Source organism: Pseudalkalibacillus sp. R45, from assembly GCF_052246725.1.
Taxonomy (GTDB): domain Bacteria; phylum Bacillota; class Bacilli; order Bacillales; family Fictibacillaceae; genus Pseudalkalibacillus.
Genome location: NZ_JBQQCL010000001.1, coordinates 18,944 through 34,352, shown reverse-complemented (window position 1 = coordinate 34,352; position 15,409 = coordinate 18,944). Strand labels below are relative to the sequence as shown.

Genomic DNA, 15,409 nt, shown 5'->3' with positions numbered 1-15,409 from the left:
CGAGTATGAATTCGCCTCTGCCTCCGTAACCTATGGGTACAAAGGAGGTGAATATCATGGCTCGTCAATCAAACAAATTAGTAGTACCTGGAGCTCAACAAGCTCTTAACGCTATGAAGACTGAAATTGCTTCTGAATTCGGAGTACAACTTGGTCCTGATTCTTCAGCTCGCGCTAACGGATCTGTTGGTGGTGAAATCACTAAGCGTCTAGTTGCTATGGCTCAAGGTCAACAACCTCAAAAGTAACACACACCTTCTACAACATAATACTGATGGAAAACAGGTCAGCATCTGATGCTGGCCTTTCTTGTTGTCCGGATTGTTTTTAGCGAAATCCACTTCTTATCAGGGGGAGTTGCTACCTTTACGCGAAGTGAACAGAATACATTGGAATGTGAACAGATTAACCTGTGAAGTGAACAGATTACCTTGAGAGTGAACAGAAAAACCTAAGAAGTGAACAGAATATCTCGAAAAGTGAACAGATTAATCCTCAAAGTGAACAGATTTAGCCAATATGCTCTCCTTAATCAAATCAAAAATGAAAATATTCCAAAAATTATGTATAATAGAAGATGAATTAATACATAAGGAGGCGTCAGCTTTGAACAATCAAACCTTAATAGCTCCTCAACAGTACAATGCAGCTGAAGAAATGGAAAAGTATGCGAAAGACCCTTCACGTGTCGCGATCAAGTGGCTCAACGAACAGGGTGCAGTAGATGAGATCACGTACAAAGAATTATTTAATCAAGCAAATGACCTTGCAAAAGCCTTACTTACTTTAGGGTTGAACAAAGGTGATCGTGTTCTCGTCATGATGCCGCGTCTGATTGATACGTATAAAGTTTACCTGGCTATTTTGAAAGCAGGTCTTGTTGTCATCCCTTGTTCTGAGATGCTCAGACCAAAAGATTTAAGCTATCGAATCAATCATGGTGAAGTGAAAGCGGTCCTAGCTTATGAACCATTGACTTCACTTATTGATGACATTGAAGATCCTGTTGAAAGTTTGGAATATAAAATTACGGTTGGAGGAAAAGCTGAGGGATGGTCCACGATTGAAGAAGTGGCAGGATCCTTTAACCCATCCATAGAACTTCCGACTACAAACAGCGATGATATGGCATTCCTCTCTTATACCTCTGGAACGACTGGCCAGCCTAAAGGAGTCGTTCATACACATGGATGGGCCTATGCTCATATCCGGACCGCTGCAACATCGTGGCTGAACATTAAAGAAAATGATATCGTATGGGCCACTGCTGGACCAGGATGGCAGAAATGGATTTGGAGTCCATTCGTATCTGTCCTAGGTACAGGAGCGACTGGATTTGTCTACAACGGAAAATTCGATCCGAACACATATTTAGATTTGTTGGAGAAAAATCAAATCAGCGTGCTTTGCTGTACACCAACGGAATATAGATTGATGGCGAAAGTGGATAACTTAAAGGAGTATGACCTTTCAAGCTTACGGAGTGCTGTTTCTGCCGGTGAACCGTTAAACCGGGAAGTCATCGATATTTTCCGTAACTATTTCAACGTGACTGTACGTGATGGATACGGACAGACAGAAAACACGTTGCTTGTAGGTATAGTTGAAGGAATGGAAGTACGCCCTGGTTCAATGGGAAAACCTACACCTGGCAACCATGTCGAAATCATCAACGAGGAAGGGCAACCTGCTCAGGTCGGCGAAGTTGGAGATATTGCCGTTCATCGAGATGTGCCTGCACTTTTCAAGGAATATTATAAAGATCAAGAACGGACAAAAATGGCATTCCGAGGGGATTATTATCTTACGGGTGACAAAGCGAAAAAAGATGAAGATGGGTACTTCTGGTTTGAGGGTAGAGGCGATGACATCATCATCAGTTCTGGTTATACGATTGGACCGTTTGAAGTCGAAGACGCCCTCGTCAAACATCCATCAGTCAAAGAATGCGCTGTAGTAGGAACTCCTGATGAGGTACGCGGACATGTCGTCAAAGCTTTTATCGTGTTGAAAAATCCATCAGAAGCCTCGTCCGACGACTTGATATCAGCTCTACAGGATCATGTTAAAAAGCTGACAGCACCTTACAAATATCCGCGTAAGATCGAATTCGTCGATGAACTTCCGAAGACAACTTCTGGTAAAATACGACGGATCGAATTGAGAATGAAAGAAAACAAAACAACGGTAAATTAGAACAAAGGACCGCATTAGCCGGTCCTTTTTTAGGTGGGCAAACTGCTCGTTTTGGTCGCAATACTCCGCACGAAGGAAACGCATTTTGCTTTTTCGAGGAATTAAGCCCTCATCTGCACTGAAGGATTGGCTTTGCCAACTTTATTTATGGATTTACAATCGAATCTTAGGTATGCTGAAACAAATAGGGATAGTAATCGAGGTGTGATTATGAAAACATTATGGACAAATGGCACCATCTATACAATGAAACATGAATTCGATAAAGTCGAAGCTGTTTTAGTTGAAGACGATACAATCATCGACTGCGGTGACCGTACACGCATTGAAAAGGATCATAAAATTGATCATATAGAGGATTTAGAAGGGGCAGTCATGTATCCGGGATTTGTCGATAGTCATCTACATATGATTGGGCATGGAGAAAAACTGTTACGATTTGATCTTTCGGAAGTGATGTCTGCTGAAGAAATGAAGACGACCTTAAAAGAGAAGGTCTATTCTACCTCTGTCGGTGATTGGATCATTGGCGAAGGATGGAACGAAAACAATTTCATGGATCGAAAGATATTTCATCGCTTCGAGCTTGATGAAATTGCACCACATCATCCGATGATGCTGACCCGAATCTGCCGGCATGCTTTGCTTGCCAACTCTAAGGCTTTGGAGCTTGCGGGAATAACGAAAGATACAGAGGATCCACCAGGAGGAGTCATTGTAAGGGATACAAATGGTGAACCTACCGGATATCTGCTGGATAAAGCTCAAGAATTAGTAAAGGATGCCCTTCCAAAAGTGACCGAGGATTATCTTCATCGTGCGTTGACTACGTCTGTTCAGGATCTTACGAGTCTAGGACTTGTCGGTGGACACAGTGAGGACCTCAATTATTATGGGGGATTCAAACGGACGTACGAAACTTTTAAGGAAGTCATCAATCCGGATCAACTTCAGTTCAAAGCGAATCTTTTGGTCCATCATGAAGTTGTTTCAGACATGCATGAGGAAGGTTTGAAGTTTGGCGAATCGAACGGGTTTGTCGAACTCGGTGCGATGAAGATTTTTGCTGATGGGGCTTTAGGCGGCAGGACAGCCTACTTGAGTAAACCTTATAATGATATGCCTGAAACGTATGGGGTGGCGATCCACTCATTGACAGACCTTAAAGAACACGTTAAAAAGGCGCGTCATTATCAGATGCCAGTTGCAATCCATACGATTGGCGACCTTGCGTTGGAATTTGCTCTTTATGCAGTTGAAGAGAACCCACCTCCTGCAGGTTTAAGAGATCGTTTCGTCCACGGACAGGTTGTACGGCCAGACCTCATCGAGCGTTTGAAGAAGGTTCCTGTAATCATTGATATACAGCCACATTTCGTTGCATCCGATTTCCCGTGGGTTATAGAACGTCTTGGGGAAGGCAGGATGAAATATAGTTTTGCATGGAAAACGTTATTAAAAGAAGGAATTGCATGTGCTGCTGGTTCCGATGCACCAATCGAAACTGCAGATCCTCTACTGACAATCTATGCTGCAGTCATGCGTAAAAAGCATGGGGATAAACATGAAGGATTTTATCCAGATCAAAAATTATCAGTATATGAAGCGGTTGAATTATACACGAAAGGAAGCGCATATGCTATTGGAAAAGAAAATGAAACAGGCATGATCGATAAAGCGTTCAGTGCAGATTTCACAATTTTGACTGAAGACCTGTTCCATATTGATCCAGAAGCGATTCCGAATATCAAAGTAGCGAAAACAGTTGTTAACAATAACATTGTTTATCAAGGATAAAAAACTCCCCTCGCAGGGAGTTTTTTTTACGAGACTTATAAGAAACTACGCTTGACCTTATGCCAGAAGGAATTATCCTTCAGCTTAACAGTCTTGATCCTTTTATCGGAAAGGCGAATGTTGATGGAACCGGGTTCTCGTATACTAAGGGCTTCGTTATCCATCGCTATGATCGGGAAGTTGTTTCCTTCATTTACAAGTCGGATATCGAGTGATCTTGTATCACTTAAAATGAAAGAACTCCCAAGGGTACGATAATGATTATTGTTGATTGACGCTACTTCGCTGATTTGCATACATGGAAGTTTCGGGTCCACGATCGCCCCGTCTAATGACTTGTTGTATGCTGTACTTCCAGTCGGTGTCGAGATGATCATACCATCACCTTTAAACCGTTCAAAAAATAAATCATCAATATACAAATCTAGTGACAGAGTTTTGATGATGCCGGATCGAATCGAACATTCATTCAAGCAATAAAATGAAGCATCGTTTTCCATGTTAACTTTTATAGTCGGATATCTGCGGACCTCTACCTGTTCATTCAACATTGCATCTATCATTCCTGAAAGGTCTTCGATGTCGAAGTCACAGTAGAATCCTAATTGACCGGTACTTACACCGACATAGAGTGCATCTTCACGAAATCCAGTTTGCCTGACAGCTTGAAGGAATGTTCCATCTCCCCCGATACTAGCGATGATGTTAGCATCGTCCGCTTGCTCCACCAATGTAAATCCATTATCAATGGCGAGGTTCTTCAATCGTATAATCTGTTCTTCAAATTGGCTGCCTTTCTTATAGAAAAAATGGATATTCTTTCGTTCTGACATCATAAACCTCCTATGAGTTCCTGTAATATCTAATGTTACCCGATTCTTCTTATTGTTAGGCTGTTTTCGCAAACTTTGTTGCTCTTGCACTTAAAGAAAGTATAAAATACTTTCTTCAGTATAAGGGCAACTAAGGCTCGACCTACAAAAGGCATGGTCTCGCCAAGTTTTCTTTAAAAGTCGTTGATTTCCGCTTCAGGTGCTCGCTTTCCGCGGGGCGTGCGGTTAGCCCACTTGTCGCTTTGCGACCTCAGGAGTCTCCTTTTCAAGGAAGCATTTGTGCTCCTGCGTCTACAAGAAAGTCCTGTCGAAGCCAGCTTCCTCGTCGCATGCCTTGCGAGGAGATTATTCAGGTAGTAGGCACTCTGATCCCGGAGGACAAGGAAAGCTTCGGCAGCGTTACATCGCACGAAGAAAATACGATTTTCATTTTCGAGGAGTCTCGCACCTTACTCTCCAATCAACTTGCACAAGGCGAGTTTTTTTAAATGACTCAAAAGCAACAATTTTTTAGAAAAGAGCCTATCTTTAAAAATTACATATGGTATTTTTATCTTCGTTTTTTAAAAAGTTTTTGTCAAATCATCATCATTCAAATTGAAAATATGATATTCTAACAAGGATTGGTCATTCTTACCAAATGGATAATGCTAGGAGGCTTCTTATGAACGGAAAACGTTGGGCAGCACTAGGGATTGCAGCAATACTTTTCATAGGATCCATCATCATGAATGGATTATCATCCGCTGCATCTGATAACTTGACGAATTTACAAGGCGGAGGATTTTTAGAAGATGATCCATTTGTCGAAAAGGTCGTCGAGAAAGGAAGCGATAAGCGGAACATTGTTCTCTTGAACGTCGAGGGTGTCATTCAAGACACTGGTGATGCGACATCATTCTTCCAATCACCAGGATATAATCACCAGAGGTTTCTTGATATGCTCGAGCATGCAGGAGAGGATAAAAATGTAGAAGGAATCATCATTCGGGTTAATAGTCCAGGTGGCGGCGTGGTTGAAAGCGCAGAAATCCATGATGCGATCACTACTGTGCAAAAGGAACATAAAAAACCGGTTTACATATCGATGGGGAATATGGCTGCGTCAGGGGGCTACTACATTTCAGCTCCTGCGGATAAGATCTTTGCCCATCCCTCAACATTGACAGGTTCACTAGGTGTCATTATTCAATCGATGAATTATGGAGAATTAGCTGATAAACTTGGGGTGAAATGGGAGACGATCAAGAGCGGCGCCCATAAAGATATCCTATCCCCCACACGTGAAATGACAGATGAAGAAAGGGAAATCTTACAATCCATCGTCGATAATTCCTATAATCAATTTGTCGATGTCATCGCTACAGGCCGTGACCTCTCTGAAAATAACGTAAGAAAATTAGCAGACGGTCGGGTATACGATGGACAACAAGCAAAGAAAGCAGATCTAGTCGATGAACTTGGTAATTTAGATGATACGATCAAAGCAATGAAAAAAGATCTTGGGAATTCCCATTTGAATGTCATCAAGTATGAAAATCGCCTTGGTTGGAATTCTTTCCTGAACATGACTGCACAAAAATTGTTCCAGCCTAATGGAGATCTGTTAGGGATACAAGAATTGATGAGTCAAACCAATACACCGCAAATCAAATATTTATATACGGAATAGGAGGGATTGGATTGGACCAAACATTATCAGGTGAAGGACATTTGCCAGAGCCCTCCCAGACCTTGAACTCGGGAAAAACAAACACTGTATATGCTGGTTTTTGGATCCGGTTCTGGGCGTACCTCTTAGACTTGCTTGTCATTTGGAGTCTGAACAGTCTGATTGTTAAGCCGGTATGGGTATTACTTGATTTGCCTTTATCCGATGGAGGGATGTTTTCATTAAAGGCAGTAATAGCTGCAATCATCTTCTACAGCTATTTTGTATTGATGACTCGTTTCTTCGCTCAGACATTAGGAAAAATGCTTTTTGCAATAAAAGTAGTACCAAAAGATTTGAATGAAAATATACCATGGATCACTCTGCTTTTTCGAGAAGTTATTGGTCGATTTATCAGTAAAACCATCTTCTTGATCGGATATATCATCACTGGTTTTACAAATGAAAAACAATCATTGCATGATATATTCGCAGATACCAGAGTCGTCCACACTCGAAAATAGGTATTGTTGAAGACCTGTCAGTACATAATGCTGATAGGTCTTATTTTTTTATAAAGGCAGTTTTCGCAAACTTTGTTGCTCTTGCACTTAAAGAAATATAAAATACTTTCTTCAGTATAAGGGCAACTAAGACTCGACCTACAAAAGGCTTGGTCTCGCCAAGTTTTCTTTAAAAGTCGTTGATTTCCGCTCAAGGATACTCGCTTTCCGCGGGGCGTGCGGTGAGCCGACTCGTCGTCTTGCGACATTGAATGGTCTCACCTGTCCCGCTGATCCCGCTGGAGTCTCGCACCTTGCTCTCCAATCAACTTGCACAAGGTGATTTATTAAAAATAGCTCAAAAGCAAAAATCTTTTAGAAAAGAGCCTTTACAAATGATTTTGCGAAATTCACTCTACGCTGTGGGTTTTTCCTGGCTTGCTGGTCCCGCAGGAGTGTCGCGAATTTCGCTTGGTTAAAAGAAAACAACATGTTCATTTTACAAAGTCAAATTAACAAGAGAAACAGTCTGTTCAGAGACTTCGGGGTGATCCTCATGTGGTATTGGATTATAGGAATCATACTCGTTATCAGTTTGATGATAGGTATCCTTATGATCAGCCGGGTACGGGTAACCATTAAATATGTCCATCAAGGAAACGATGATACGTGTCTCATACAAGCCCACTTTTTAAAAGGGTTATTTGATTATTCATGGGAAATTCCATTGAATAACATAGACCTCGAAAAAGATGGACTTATGCACATGAAATACGATACTGAAGCAGAAATCGGCAATAAAAAGCTTCACGATACGAAAGAGAAGACATTCGAAGCTGAATCCTTGATTGATCGAGCGCGTGAAACGAAAGCGCTTCTGGATTCTGTCTATCAACTTGGTAGCATCGTCCGTAAATTTTTGAAAAAAGTAACGATTGAAGAATATCAATGGATCAGTACAATTGGTACCGGGGATGCTGCTTCAACTGGAATTTTTGCAGGGGTGTTGTGGACGATCAAGGGTAGTGTGGCAGGCTTTCTAAGCTTTGCAACACGAATGGAAAAACCGCCTGTCCTTGAGGTTTCGCCTTCTTTTCAAGCCCCTGTTGTGCACACGAATTTATTATGTATGTTTTCTTTTCGAATCGGGCAAGCTATGCTCGCAGCATATCTGATCGTAAAAAATTGGAAGGGAAGGAAACAGCATGTCAGAACATCCAATTCAGGGCTTGATGCAGACAGCAATGGAAAATATTAAAGAAATGATTGACGTGAATACAATTATCGGTGATCCAGTGGAAACACCGGATGGAAGTGTGATTCTAACAGTTTCAAAGGTAGGTTTCGGATTTGCAGCTGGAGGAAGCCAGTTCAGTGCTTTAGGTAATTCAGGTCAATCAAGAAGAGATTCTCAAGAAGGGGAGTCCCATCCTTTTGGCGGTGGTAGCGGAGGCGGTGTTTCAATCACGCCAATCGCATTTTTGATTGTGAATTCTTCTGGTGTGAAGACAATCCATCTCGATAATAGTACACATTTGTACGAACGTCTTCTTGACTTAGCACCTCAGGTAGTAGATCGAGTTCAAAAGATGATGAACAATAGCGGCTTTCAGATGAAATCTGATTCGAATAGAAAGCAACAATCGAACAACAATAATCAGACACAGCAACAGTCTGAAAGACGCCAAAAGCAAGATTTAGATTTTTAAATCGTATATGATGAAGGGCAGCTCAAAACCAGAGCAGCCCTTTTTTAATCTGGGTGTATTGTACTCGAAAAGGCTTTATAAGACTCTTCCTCGTGATGCATGACTACATATTACTTGAAACTAAATTTCAGAAAGTTTACCATTAACGTGTTAGAATACCTTTTTAAAATAAGGAGTTGTTAATGATGGCTAATGTAACATTTAAACAAAACCCAGTAACTCTATTAGGAAATGAAGTGAAAGTAGGGGATACAGCTCCTGACTTCAAAGTATTGGCAAACGACATGTCTCCTGTAACGTTGGATGATACCAAAGGTTCTGTAAGATTAATCAGTGTCGTTCCATCTGTCGATACTGGTGTATGTGATCAGCAAACGCGCCGATTTAACGAAGAAGCGGCAAAGCTTGATAATGTAAAAGTATTGACTGTAAGTGTTGACCTGCCGATGGCTCAAAAGAGATGGTGTGCTGCTGCTGGTGTAGAAAACCTTCAAACTCTCTCAGATCACCGTGACCTTTCATTCGGAAAAGCTTATGGAGTAGCAATTGAAGAACTACGTCTTTTGACTCGTGCTGTCTTCGTGATCGACTCTAACGATAAAGTGACATATGTGGAGTATGTGAGTGAAGCGACGAATCATCCGGATTATGAGGCGGCGATTGAGGCTGCTAAGTCTGCCCAATAATTAGCAACAGTAAGAATAAGAGAAAAAAAGGGGTTAACCTCCAGAGTTTGGCCATCTGTCCGAACCCTTGGTTGGTTAACCTCTTTTTACATTTGGTTCTTTTCTAAAAGATTGTTGCTTTTGAGTCATTTTTAAAAACTCACCTTTTACAAGTTGATTGGAGAGCAAGGTGCGAGACTCCTCGAAAATGAAAATCGCATTTTCTTCGTGCGATGTAACGCTGCCGAGCTTTCCTTGTCCTGCGGGATCAGCGTGCCTACTACCTGAATAATCTCCTCGCAAGGCATGCGACGAGGAAGCTCGCTTCGACAGGACTTTCTTGTAGACGCAGGAGCACAAATGCTTCCTTGAAAAGGAGACTCCTGAGGTTGCAAGGCGACGAGTGAGCTCACCGCACGCCCCGCGGAAAGCGAGCATCCTGGAGCGGAAATCAACGACTTTTAAAGAAAACTTGGCGAGACCAAGCCTTTTGTAGGTCGAGTCTTAGTTGCCCTTATACTGAAGAAAGTATTTTATACTTTCTTTAAGTGCAAGAGCTACAAAGTTTGCGAAAACAGCCTAACATATAAACAGCCTGCGCTAACGCTTGGCTTTCCCAAGTTTTCTTTGAGGTGACATCATGTTTTCATTATTTCTTGGTAGTTTGTTACAATAGTACTAGTTGTAAGATAGGAGGAATTTTGCATGGCTGATTTTAAAAAAGTCGAATCATTTTATAGATTATTACACGAAACAGCAACGATCCTTTCTGAGAAAGAACAGACTACATATCTTGATGGTCTGATCATGACTGGAGAAAACCTGGTACAGGGTGGTATGCCTGATAGGTTTGATGAGCAAACGAAGAATGATCTCATCTACAAATATGAATCGATTACATTAGATGAATTATCCAAGGAAGAAATCCGTAAAGGATACCAATTGGCGATCTTGCAAGGAATGCAAAAGGGTGTGCAGTCCCAACATGCGATGACACCTGATGCCGTTGCCCTCTTCGTTGGCTACCTAGTCGAAAAGGCTATGTACAAAAAAGAAAGAATTACACTTTTGGACCCAGCAATCGGGACTGGAAATCTTGTATCAGCATTCCTAAACCAAACAAAAAAGAAAGTCTTCAGCTATGGTTCTGAGGTTGATGAAACGTTGATCAAGCTTGCTTATATCAATCTGAATGCGCAGGAGCATGATATTCAGCTTTATCATCAGGACAGCTTACAATCTTTGATGATCGATCCAGTTGATCTTGTCATCACAGATCTGCCAGTCGGATATTATCCAAACGACGAGATGGCATCCAAATACCGCTTGAAGACTGATGAGGGTCACTCATTTGCCCATCACTTGATGATTGAACAAGCGCTTAACCATACAAAAGAAGGAGGATTCCTCTTCTTCTTGATCCCAAACTTCTTATTTGCAGGCGATGAAGCCCAGAAGTTGAACAAGTACCTTAAAGAACATGCAGTCATCCACGGGCTTCTCCAATTACCGTTGACGATGTTTAAAAAGGAAGAACAAGCGAAAAGTATCTTTTTCATCCAGAAAAGAGGTCAAGGTGTAGCGGCACCTAAGGAAGCATTGATGGCAGAGCTTCCAAGCTTTTCTGATCCAAAGGCATTGCAATCGATCATGACAAAAATCGAGGCCTGGTTTAAGACTTCATTTACTGGTTAACTTAAACATACAAGGTTTTATTAAATACTGATGGTGATTTAAGGCTAAGTTTGATTGAAGCGAAATTTGCGACACTCTTGCCTGAACAGCGAACCAGGAGAGACCCCGCAGCCATGTTTTCAGTTAACGGACACCAGAGCCGTTATTTGTAGGTAAAATCGGTATTTCTGAATGTTAACGGACACCACAGCCGTTATTTGTGAAAAAAGCAGCTGATTTTCTATGATATTTGCAAAATAAGGTCCCTGGTGTCCGTTAAGTTTGTAAATTTCGATCATTTTGGCAAAATAAGGTCTCCTGTGTCCGTTAACGGGTTCGTGCAACTTGGTTTCAGCGAGGAGAGTGTGCGGAGTATCCGCTTTTCGTTTGCCCGCGGATAGGTAGTGAATTTCGCGAAAATCAACAATAACCTTCAACAAATCGAAAAGAGAGAATGAAATCGGATTCAAATCTGAAAATAACGAATATTAATGGAAAACGTTTTCCTTCCTTGCAGGAAACCATCCACCGGTGGTTTAATGGTAATTGGTTTTTGGGAATGAACTTGAACAACGAAGGAGTTGTCTATATATGAGAAAGGTACTCGCCATTAATGCCGGAAGTTCATCACTGAAATTTCAATTATTGAAAATGCCTGAGGAAGAAGTAGTTACAAAAGGGCTTGTCGAACGTATCGGGATTCCTGATAGTATTTTTACAATTGAAGTGAAGGGTGAAAAGGTAAAAGAAGTGTCAGATATCGATAACCATGCAGTTGCGGTTAAGATGCTGTTAGATAAACTTATGTCTCATAAAATCATCGATTCTTACGATGAAATTGAAGGGATTGGACACCGAGTCGTACATGGAGGTGAAAAATTCAATGATTCTGTGTTGATCACAGAAGAAATCATCAAGGAAATTGAAGAGGTGTCCGACTTAGCACCGCTTCATAATCCTGCCAACATCGTGGGTATTCGGGCATTTAAAGAAATCCTGCCCGATGTGCCTTCTGTAGCGGTGTTTGATACTGCGTTCCATCAAACGATGCCAGAGCAATCCTATTTGTATAGCCTTCCTTATGATTACTATAAGGAATATGGTATCCGTAAATATGGTTTTCATGGGACGAGCCATAAATATGTTTCTCAACGTTGTGCCGAATTATTAGGAAGACCGATTGAACAGTTACGGTTGATTTCTTGTCACCTTGGAAATGGTGCAAGTATCGCTGCGATAGAAGGTGGGAAATCAATCGATACTTCTATGGGCTTCACACCGCTTGCTGGTGTAACGATGGGAACCCGTTCAGGGAACATTGACCCTGCACTCATCCCATACATCATGGAGAAAACAGGCAAAACAGCTGAAGAAGTGATGAATGTCCTCAATAAAGAAAGTGGACTGCTGGGAGTATCCGGTTTTTCCAGTGATTTAAGAGATATTGAACAGGAAGCTGCAGCTGGGAACGAAAGAGCTGAACTGGCGCTTGAGGTTTTCGGAGGAAGAATTCATAAATATATCGGCTCTTACGCTTCAAAGATGCATGGAATCGATGCAATCATTTTCACAGCAGGAATCGGTGAAAACAGTGATGTCATCCGCGAGCGAGTCCTTAAAGGCCTTGAGTTCATGGGTGTTTACTGGGATCCAGCTTTAAACAAGGTTCGTGGGAAGGAAGCATTCTTGAACTATCCGCACTCCCCAGTAAAAGTGCTGATCATCCCTACGAACGAAGAAGTGATGATTGCAAGGGACACTGTACGACTCTCCCAATAGAATATTTTTAGATAAAGAACTTCACTGTGTTAGTGGAGTTCTTTTTTTTACAGCTCTAATGAGCAGGGGCTCCCACAAGTACTTGACTCAATCGTTTTCTTCATACGTATTATTGTCTTCGGTCTAATTTTGGTATAATGAATGAAAAGTTCTTAGTGGAGGTGTTCGGTATGGAATGGTCGCAGAACGAGAAGCAAGTTTGGTCTTCAATCGAAAAATGGGAGCAAGAATATTTTACATATGTTCCAACTGACTTCAACAGGACTTACGAAAAAACCTTTGAAGATGCTTTTAACAGGATTAGTCCTAAAATTCGTGACAAAGTCCTTCAAACCATTGATAACCTGCTTTTTCATTTGCATTCCATCATCTTGAACTCACAATTTCAGCAAGATACGAAGCAAAGGGTATTATTAGCAGCACAATCGATGAACAAAGATGTTGAAGTTTGGGAAGATGTACAGGATTGCAAAATCGAACAACTTCGATACATAGCTCAACATCAAGTAGCGAAACATAGACTGCTTTCTTTTGCTCAGGGAGGCCTTTCTGGAGCTGGAGGTATTTTATTTTTAGGAATCGATATCCCGGCAAGCATCGCTGCACACTTGAGATCGATTCAAGTACTTGCTCTTTCATACGGTTATTCAATCAACCAACCTTATGAAACAATGCTGTCCTTGAAGTTATTCCATGCTGCCACTTTACCTAAACAGCATCAGCAAGAAGCCTGGGAGCAGCTGATGAGTGAGGTATTGGATCAGGAAATCAATCCCTATTTCTTTGAGTCGGATGAACTGGTCGCTGACAGCCAATGGATGCGACATCTGGTTGGTTTGGTTGGTAAAGGAATGATCCTGTTCATGTTAAGAAAACGCTTGATTCAGGGTATTCCGCTAATGGGGATGGTATATGGCGCAACAGCAAATTACCAGCTTTCAAGGCAGATCACAGACTTTGCGAATCAGTTTTATCAGAAACGTTGGTTATTAGAGAAACATAACTAAGGGTGATATGTGATGAGTGTAGATGAACATAAACAGGAAGCACCAGATCATGTGCGTGTGATGGTCATTACCGTAAGTGATACCAGAACAGAAGAAACGGATAAGAGCGGGAAGTATATTTTAAATGCTCTTGAGGAGTATGGCCACGTAATTTCCTCTTATAAAATCGTAAAAGATGAGTCAATGGTTCTTCATGAGGTATTGAAGAGCGGAACAAGTGATTCCGAAACGGATGTTATCATCATGAATGGAGGTACCGGTATAGCGAAGCGGGATATTTCTGTTGAGGTTGTCTCAGAACTTCTTGATAAAGAAATTCCTGGTTTCGGTGAACTCTTCAGGATGTTGAGTTACACAGAGGATATCGGTTCAGCAGCAATCTTAAGCAGGGCCATTGCCGGGGTCTCGAATAACACGGCGATCTTTTCAGTACCGGGTTCAAGTGGTGCAGTAAAGCTTGCTATGAATAAATTGATTCTTCCTGAAATAAATCATGTGGTTCGTGAAATAAGGAAAGATTTAGGGAGAGGATGACTCGATCAGGGTCATTCTTTTGACTTTATACTGTTAAAAGACTTTGTTGATTTTAAGAGAAATTGACAACACTCCTGCGGGAAGGCAGCGAGCCGGGCGAGACTCATCGTGGACACGAAAATGATTTCATTTTTGTGTTGAGATCCTGTGAGGAGGCTCTCGGGTCGCCCGCGGAATATGTCTATTAGCAAGTGCAAGCCTGTTTAAAAATGACTTTTTTTCGTGATACGATTATCAGCCCGATACCAAATCCAGAGATCATTGATGATAGAAGCCAATTCAGATATCTCAGAATTCAGCTCACAAGAACGTTCAAAGTCTTCTTCCCGGTAAAGTTGGCTTTGTCTATCGTTGATTTCATTTTCGAGTTCCTTGATCCTATCAGGAATTTTACCCCGGATCGTCTCCCATTCAGCTAAGATCAATTCTTGCGTTACTTTAGAATAGTTTTCCCAAGAGTGCTCAAGCAATGGTAATCTGATTCCTAAACGTTCATCTATAGTAAATGTATAAGTCATTAGTCATTCCCCCTGCATACACACATTGTACATAATATGGTGATATTCGGCTATCCTCAACAAATGACTTTCCCTCATATTGGTTCAAATAACAACTGAGTGCCTTTCACATACTATACACGAAGTCCGTATGAGAAGGAGGCGACTCAACATGGATAAACGACCGGGTAAAAACCGACAGTACCAATTTGAAACCGATGGCGAAATGGAAGTTCAACAACAGATCATGCAATCCTATCAAAGTGGTGTCATCGACCAGACAAGCCCCCAAAACGTTGAAAAACAACATAAAGAAGATGAAAACCAATTGAGATGAATCTTATAAAGGTTGACCTATATGGTGTCTGACTCTTTTCGTCAGGCACTAACATATGGTTTCTAAGCTCTTTATGAAAACATTCGAAAACCATACGTTAATTATTAATTTGTGTTATGATGGCAACGTATGGAAAAGGCGTGAAAAATGCGCTTATTACAGTCATTCAAACGATATTTCCCCTTTTTCTTTTTGGCATTTGGTGTTATCTTTAAATGGCAGTCATC

Annotated in this window: 18 protein-coding genes; 15 read left to right on the top strand and 3 right to left on the bottom strand. The window is 41.4% G+C overall.

From position 1 onward, the window contains the following. The first annotated feature begins 56 nt into the window (after nt 1-56). The 3 genes from ACTWQL_RS00175 (at nt 57) to ACTWQL_RS00165 (ending at nt 3,993) form a co-directional block, all read left to right on the top strand. On the top strand, nt 57-248 hold the full coding sequence (locus ACTWQL_RS00175) for an alpha/beta-type small acid-soluble spore protein (protein ID WP_221566401.1): 192 nt from the start codon (nt 57-59) through the stop codon (nt 246-248). Between the two features lie 358 nt (nt 249-606). Next, nucleotides 607-2,196: an acyl-CoA synthetase MbcS gene (gene mbcS, locus ACTWQL_RS00170; RefSeq protein ID WP_443140437.1), complete on the top strand. Its 1,590-nt coding sequence runs from the start codon at nt 607-609 to the stop codon at nt 2,194-2,196. Nucleotides 2,197-2,406: 210 nt separating this feature from the next. Further along, nucleotides 2,407-3,993, top strand: a complete 1,587-nt coding sequence (locus tag ACTWQL_RS00165) for an amidohydrolase (RefSeq protein WP_443140436.1) — start codon at nt 2,407-2,409, stop codon at nt 3,991-3,993. A 35-nt stretch (nt 3,994-4,028) separates the two neighbouring features. On the opposite strand, the gene ACTWQL_RS00160 is transcribed toward ACTWQL_RS00165, so the two are convergent. Continuing rightward, the gene (locus tag ACTWQL_RS00160) at nt 4,029-4,829 is read right to left on the bottom strand and encodes an NAD kinase (RefSeq protein ID WP_443140435.1); all 801 of its coding nucleotides are present in this window, start codon (nt 4,827-4,829) and stop codon (nt 4,029-4,031) included. Between the two features lie 326 nt (nt 4,830-5,155). Between ACTWQL_RS00160 and ACTWQL_RS00155 the strand changes: the two genes are divergently transcribed. The 7 genes from ACTWQL_RS00155 (at nt 5,156) to tpx (ending at nt 9,375) form a co-directional block, all read left to right on the top strand. Then, nucleotides 5,156-5,314 (top strand): hypothetical protein, encoded by a 159-nt coding sequence (locus ACTWQL_RS00155; protein WP_443140434.1) that lies wholly within the window; start codon nt 5,156-5,158, stop codon nt 5,312-5,314. A gap of 176 nt (nt 5,315-5,490) precedes the next feature. Continuing rightward, complete coding sequence (sppA, locus tag ACTWQL_RS00150; RefSeq protein ID WP_443140433.1) at nt 5,491-6,498, top strand: signal peptide peptidase SppA; 1,008 nt, start codon at nt 5,491-5,493, stop codon at nt 6,496-6,498. 11 nt (nt 6,499-6,509) lie between these two features. Continuing rightward, nucleotides 6,510-7,001 carry an RDD family protein gene (locus tag ACTWQL_RS00145; protein WP_443140432.1) on the top strand — a complete coding sequence of 164 codons (492 nt, stop codon included), beginning with the start codon at nt 6,510-6,512 and terminating at the stop codon, nt 6,999-7,001. A 251-nt stretch (nt 7,002-7,252) separates the two neighbouring features. Continuing rightward, nucleotides 7,253-7,459, top strand: coding sequence for a hypothetical protein (locus ACTWQL_RS00140; RefSeq protein ID WP_443140431.1), 207 nt, complete (start codon nt 7,253-7,255; stop codon nt 7,457-7,459). 77 nt (nt 7,460-7,536) lie between these two features. After that, a complete protein-coding gene (locus ACTWQL_RS00135) occupies nt 7,537-8,238 on the top strand; it encodes a DUF2953 domain-containing protein (RefSeq protein ID WP_443140430.1) in 702 nt (233 codons plus the stop codon). After that, entirely contained in the window at nt 8,186-8,689 is a 504-nt protein-coding gene (gene ytfJ / locus ACTWQL_RS00130) for a GerW family sporulation protein (protein WP_443140429.1), read from the top strand. Before ACTWQL_RS00135 ends, ytfJ begins: the two co-directional genes overlap by 53 nt. Before the next feature lie 185 nt (nt 8,690-8,874). After that, nucleotides 8,875-9,375 (top strand): thiol peroxidase, encoded by a 501-nt coding sequence (tpx, locus tag ACTWQL_RS00125; RefSeq protein ID WP_221566394.1) that lies wholly within the window; start codon nt 8,875-8,877, stop codon nt 9,373-9,375. Nucleotides 9,376-9,450: 75 nt separating this feature from the next. Here tpx and ACTWQL_RS00120 read toward each other — a convergent pair whose 3' ends face one another. After that, nucleotides 9,451-9,657, bottom strand: coding sequence for a hypothetical protein (locus ACTWQL_RS00120; RefSeq protein ID WP_443140428.1), 207 nt, complete (start codon nt 9,655-9,657; stop codon nt 9,451-9,453). A 402-nt stretch (nt 9,658-10,059) separates the two neighbouring features. On the opposite strand from ACTWQL_RS00120, the gene ACTWQL_RS00115 reads away from it, so the two are divergent. The 4 genes from ACTWQL_RS00115 to ACTWQL_RS00100 all read left to right on the top strand — a co-directional run bounded on the left by ACTWQL_RS00115 (nt 10,060) and on the right by ACTWQL_RS00100 (nt 14,348). After that, complete coding sequence (locus ACTWQL_RS00115) at nt 10,060-11,049, top strand: class I SAM-dependent methyltransferase (RefSeq protein ID WP_443140427.1); 990 nt, start codon at nt 10,060-10,062, stop codon at nt 11,047-11,049. Between the two features lie 570 nt (nt 11,050-11,619). Continuing rightward, nucleotides 11,620-12,807 carry an acetate kinase gene (locus tag ACTWQL_RS00110; RefSeq protein ID WP_443140426.1) on the top strand — a complete coding sequence of 396 codons (1,188 nt, stop codon included), beginning with the start codon at nt 11,620-11,622 and terminating at the stop codon, nt 12,805-12,807. Between the two features lie 170 nt (nt 12,808-12,977). Further along, nucleotides 12,978-13,814 (top strand): EcsC family protein, encoded by an 837-nt coding sequence (locus ACTWQL_RS00105; RefSeq protein WP_443140425.1) that lies wholly within the window; start codon nt 12,978-12,980, stop codon nt 13,812-13,814. A gap of 12 nt (nt 13,815-13,826) precedes the next feature. Beyond that, on the top strand, nt 13,827-14,348 hold the full coding sequence (locus ACTWQL_RS00100) for a MogA/MoaB family molybdenum cofactor biosynthesis protein (RefSeq protein WP_443140424.1): 522 nt from the start codon (nt 13,827-13,829) through the stop codon (nt 14,346-14,348). A gap of 203 nt (nt 14,349-14,551) precedes the next feature. Here the strand turns inward: ACTWQL_RS00100 and ACTWQL_RS00095 are convergent, their stop codons facing one another. Beyond that, nucleotides 14,552-14,866, bottom strand: coding sequence for a hypothetical protein (locus ACTWQL_RS00095; RefSeq protein WP_443140423.1), 315 nt, complete (start codon nt 14,864-14,866; stop codon nt 14,552-14,554). Nucleotides 14,867-15,017: 151 nt separating this feature from the next. On the opposite strand from ACTWQL_RS00095, the gene ACTWQL_RS00090 reads away from it, so the two are divergent. Continuing rightward, the gene (locus ACTWQL_RS00090) at nt 15,018-15,182 is read left to right on the top strand and encodes a hypothetical protein (RefSeq protein ID WP_443140422.1); all 165 of its coding nucleotides are present in this window, start codon (nt 15,018-15,020) and stop codon (nt 15,180-15,182) included. The last annotated feature ends 227 nt before the right edge of the window (nt 15,183-15,409 follow it).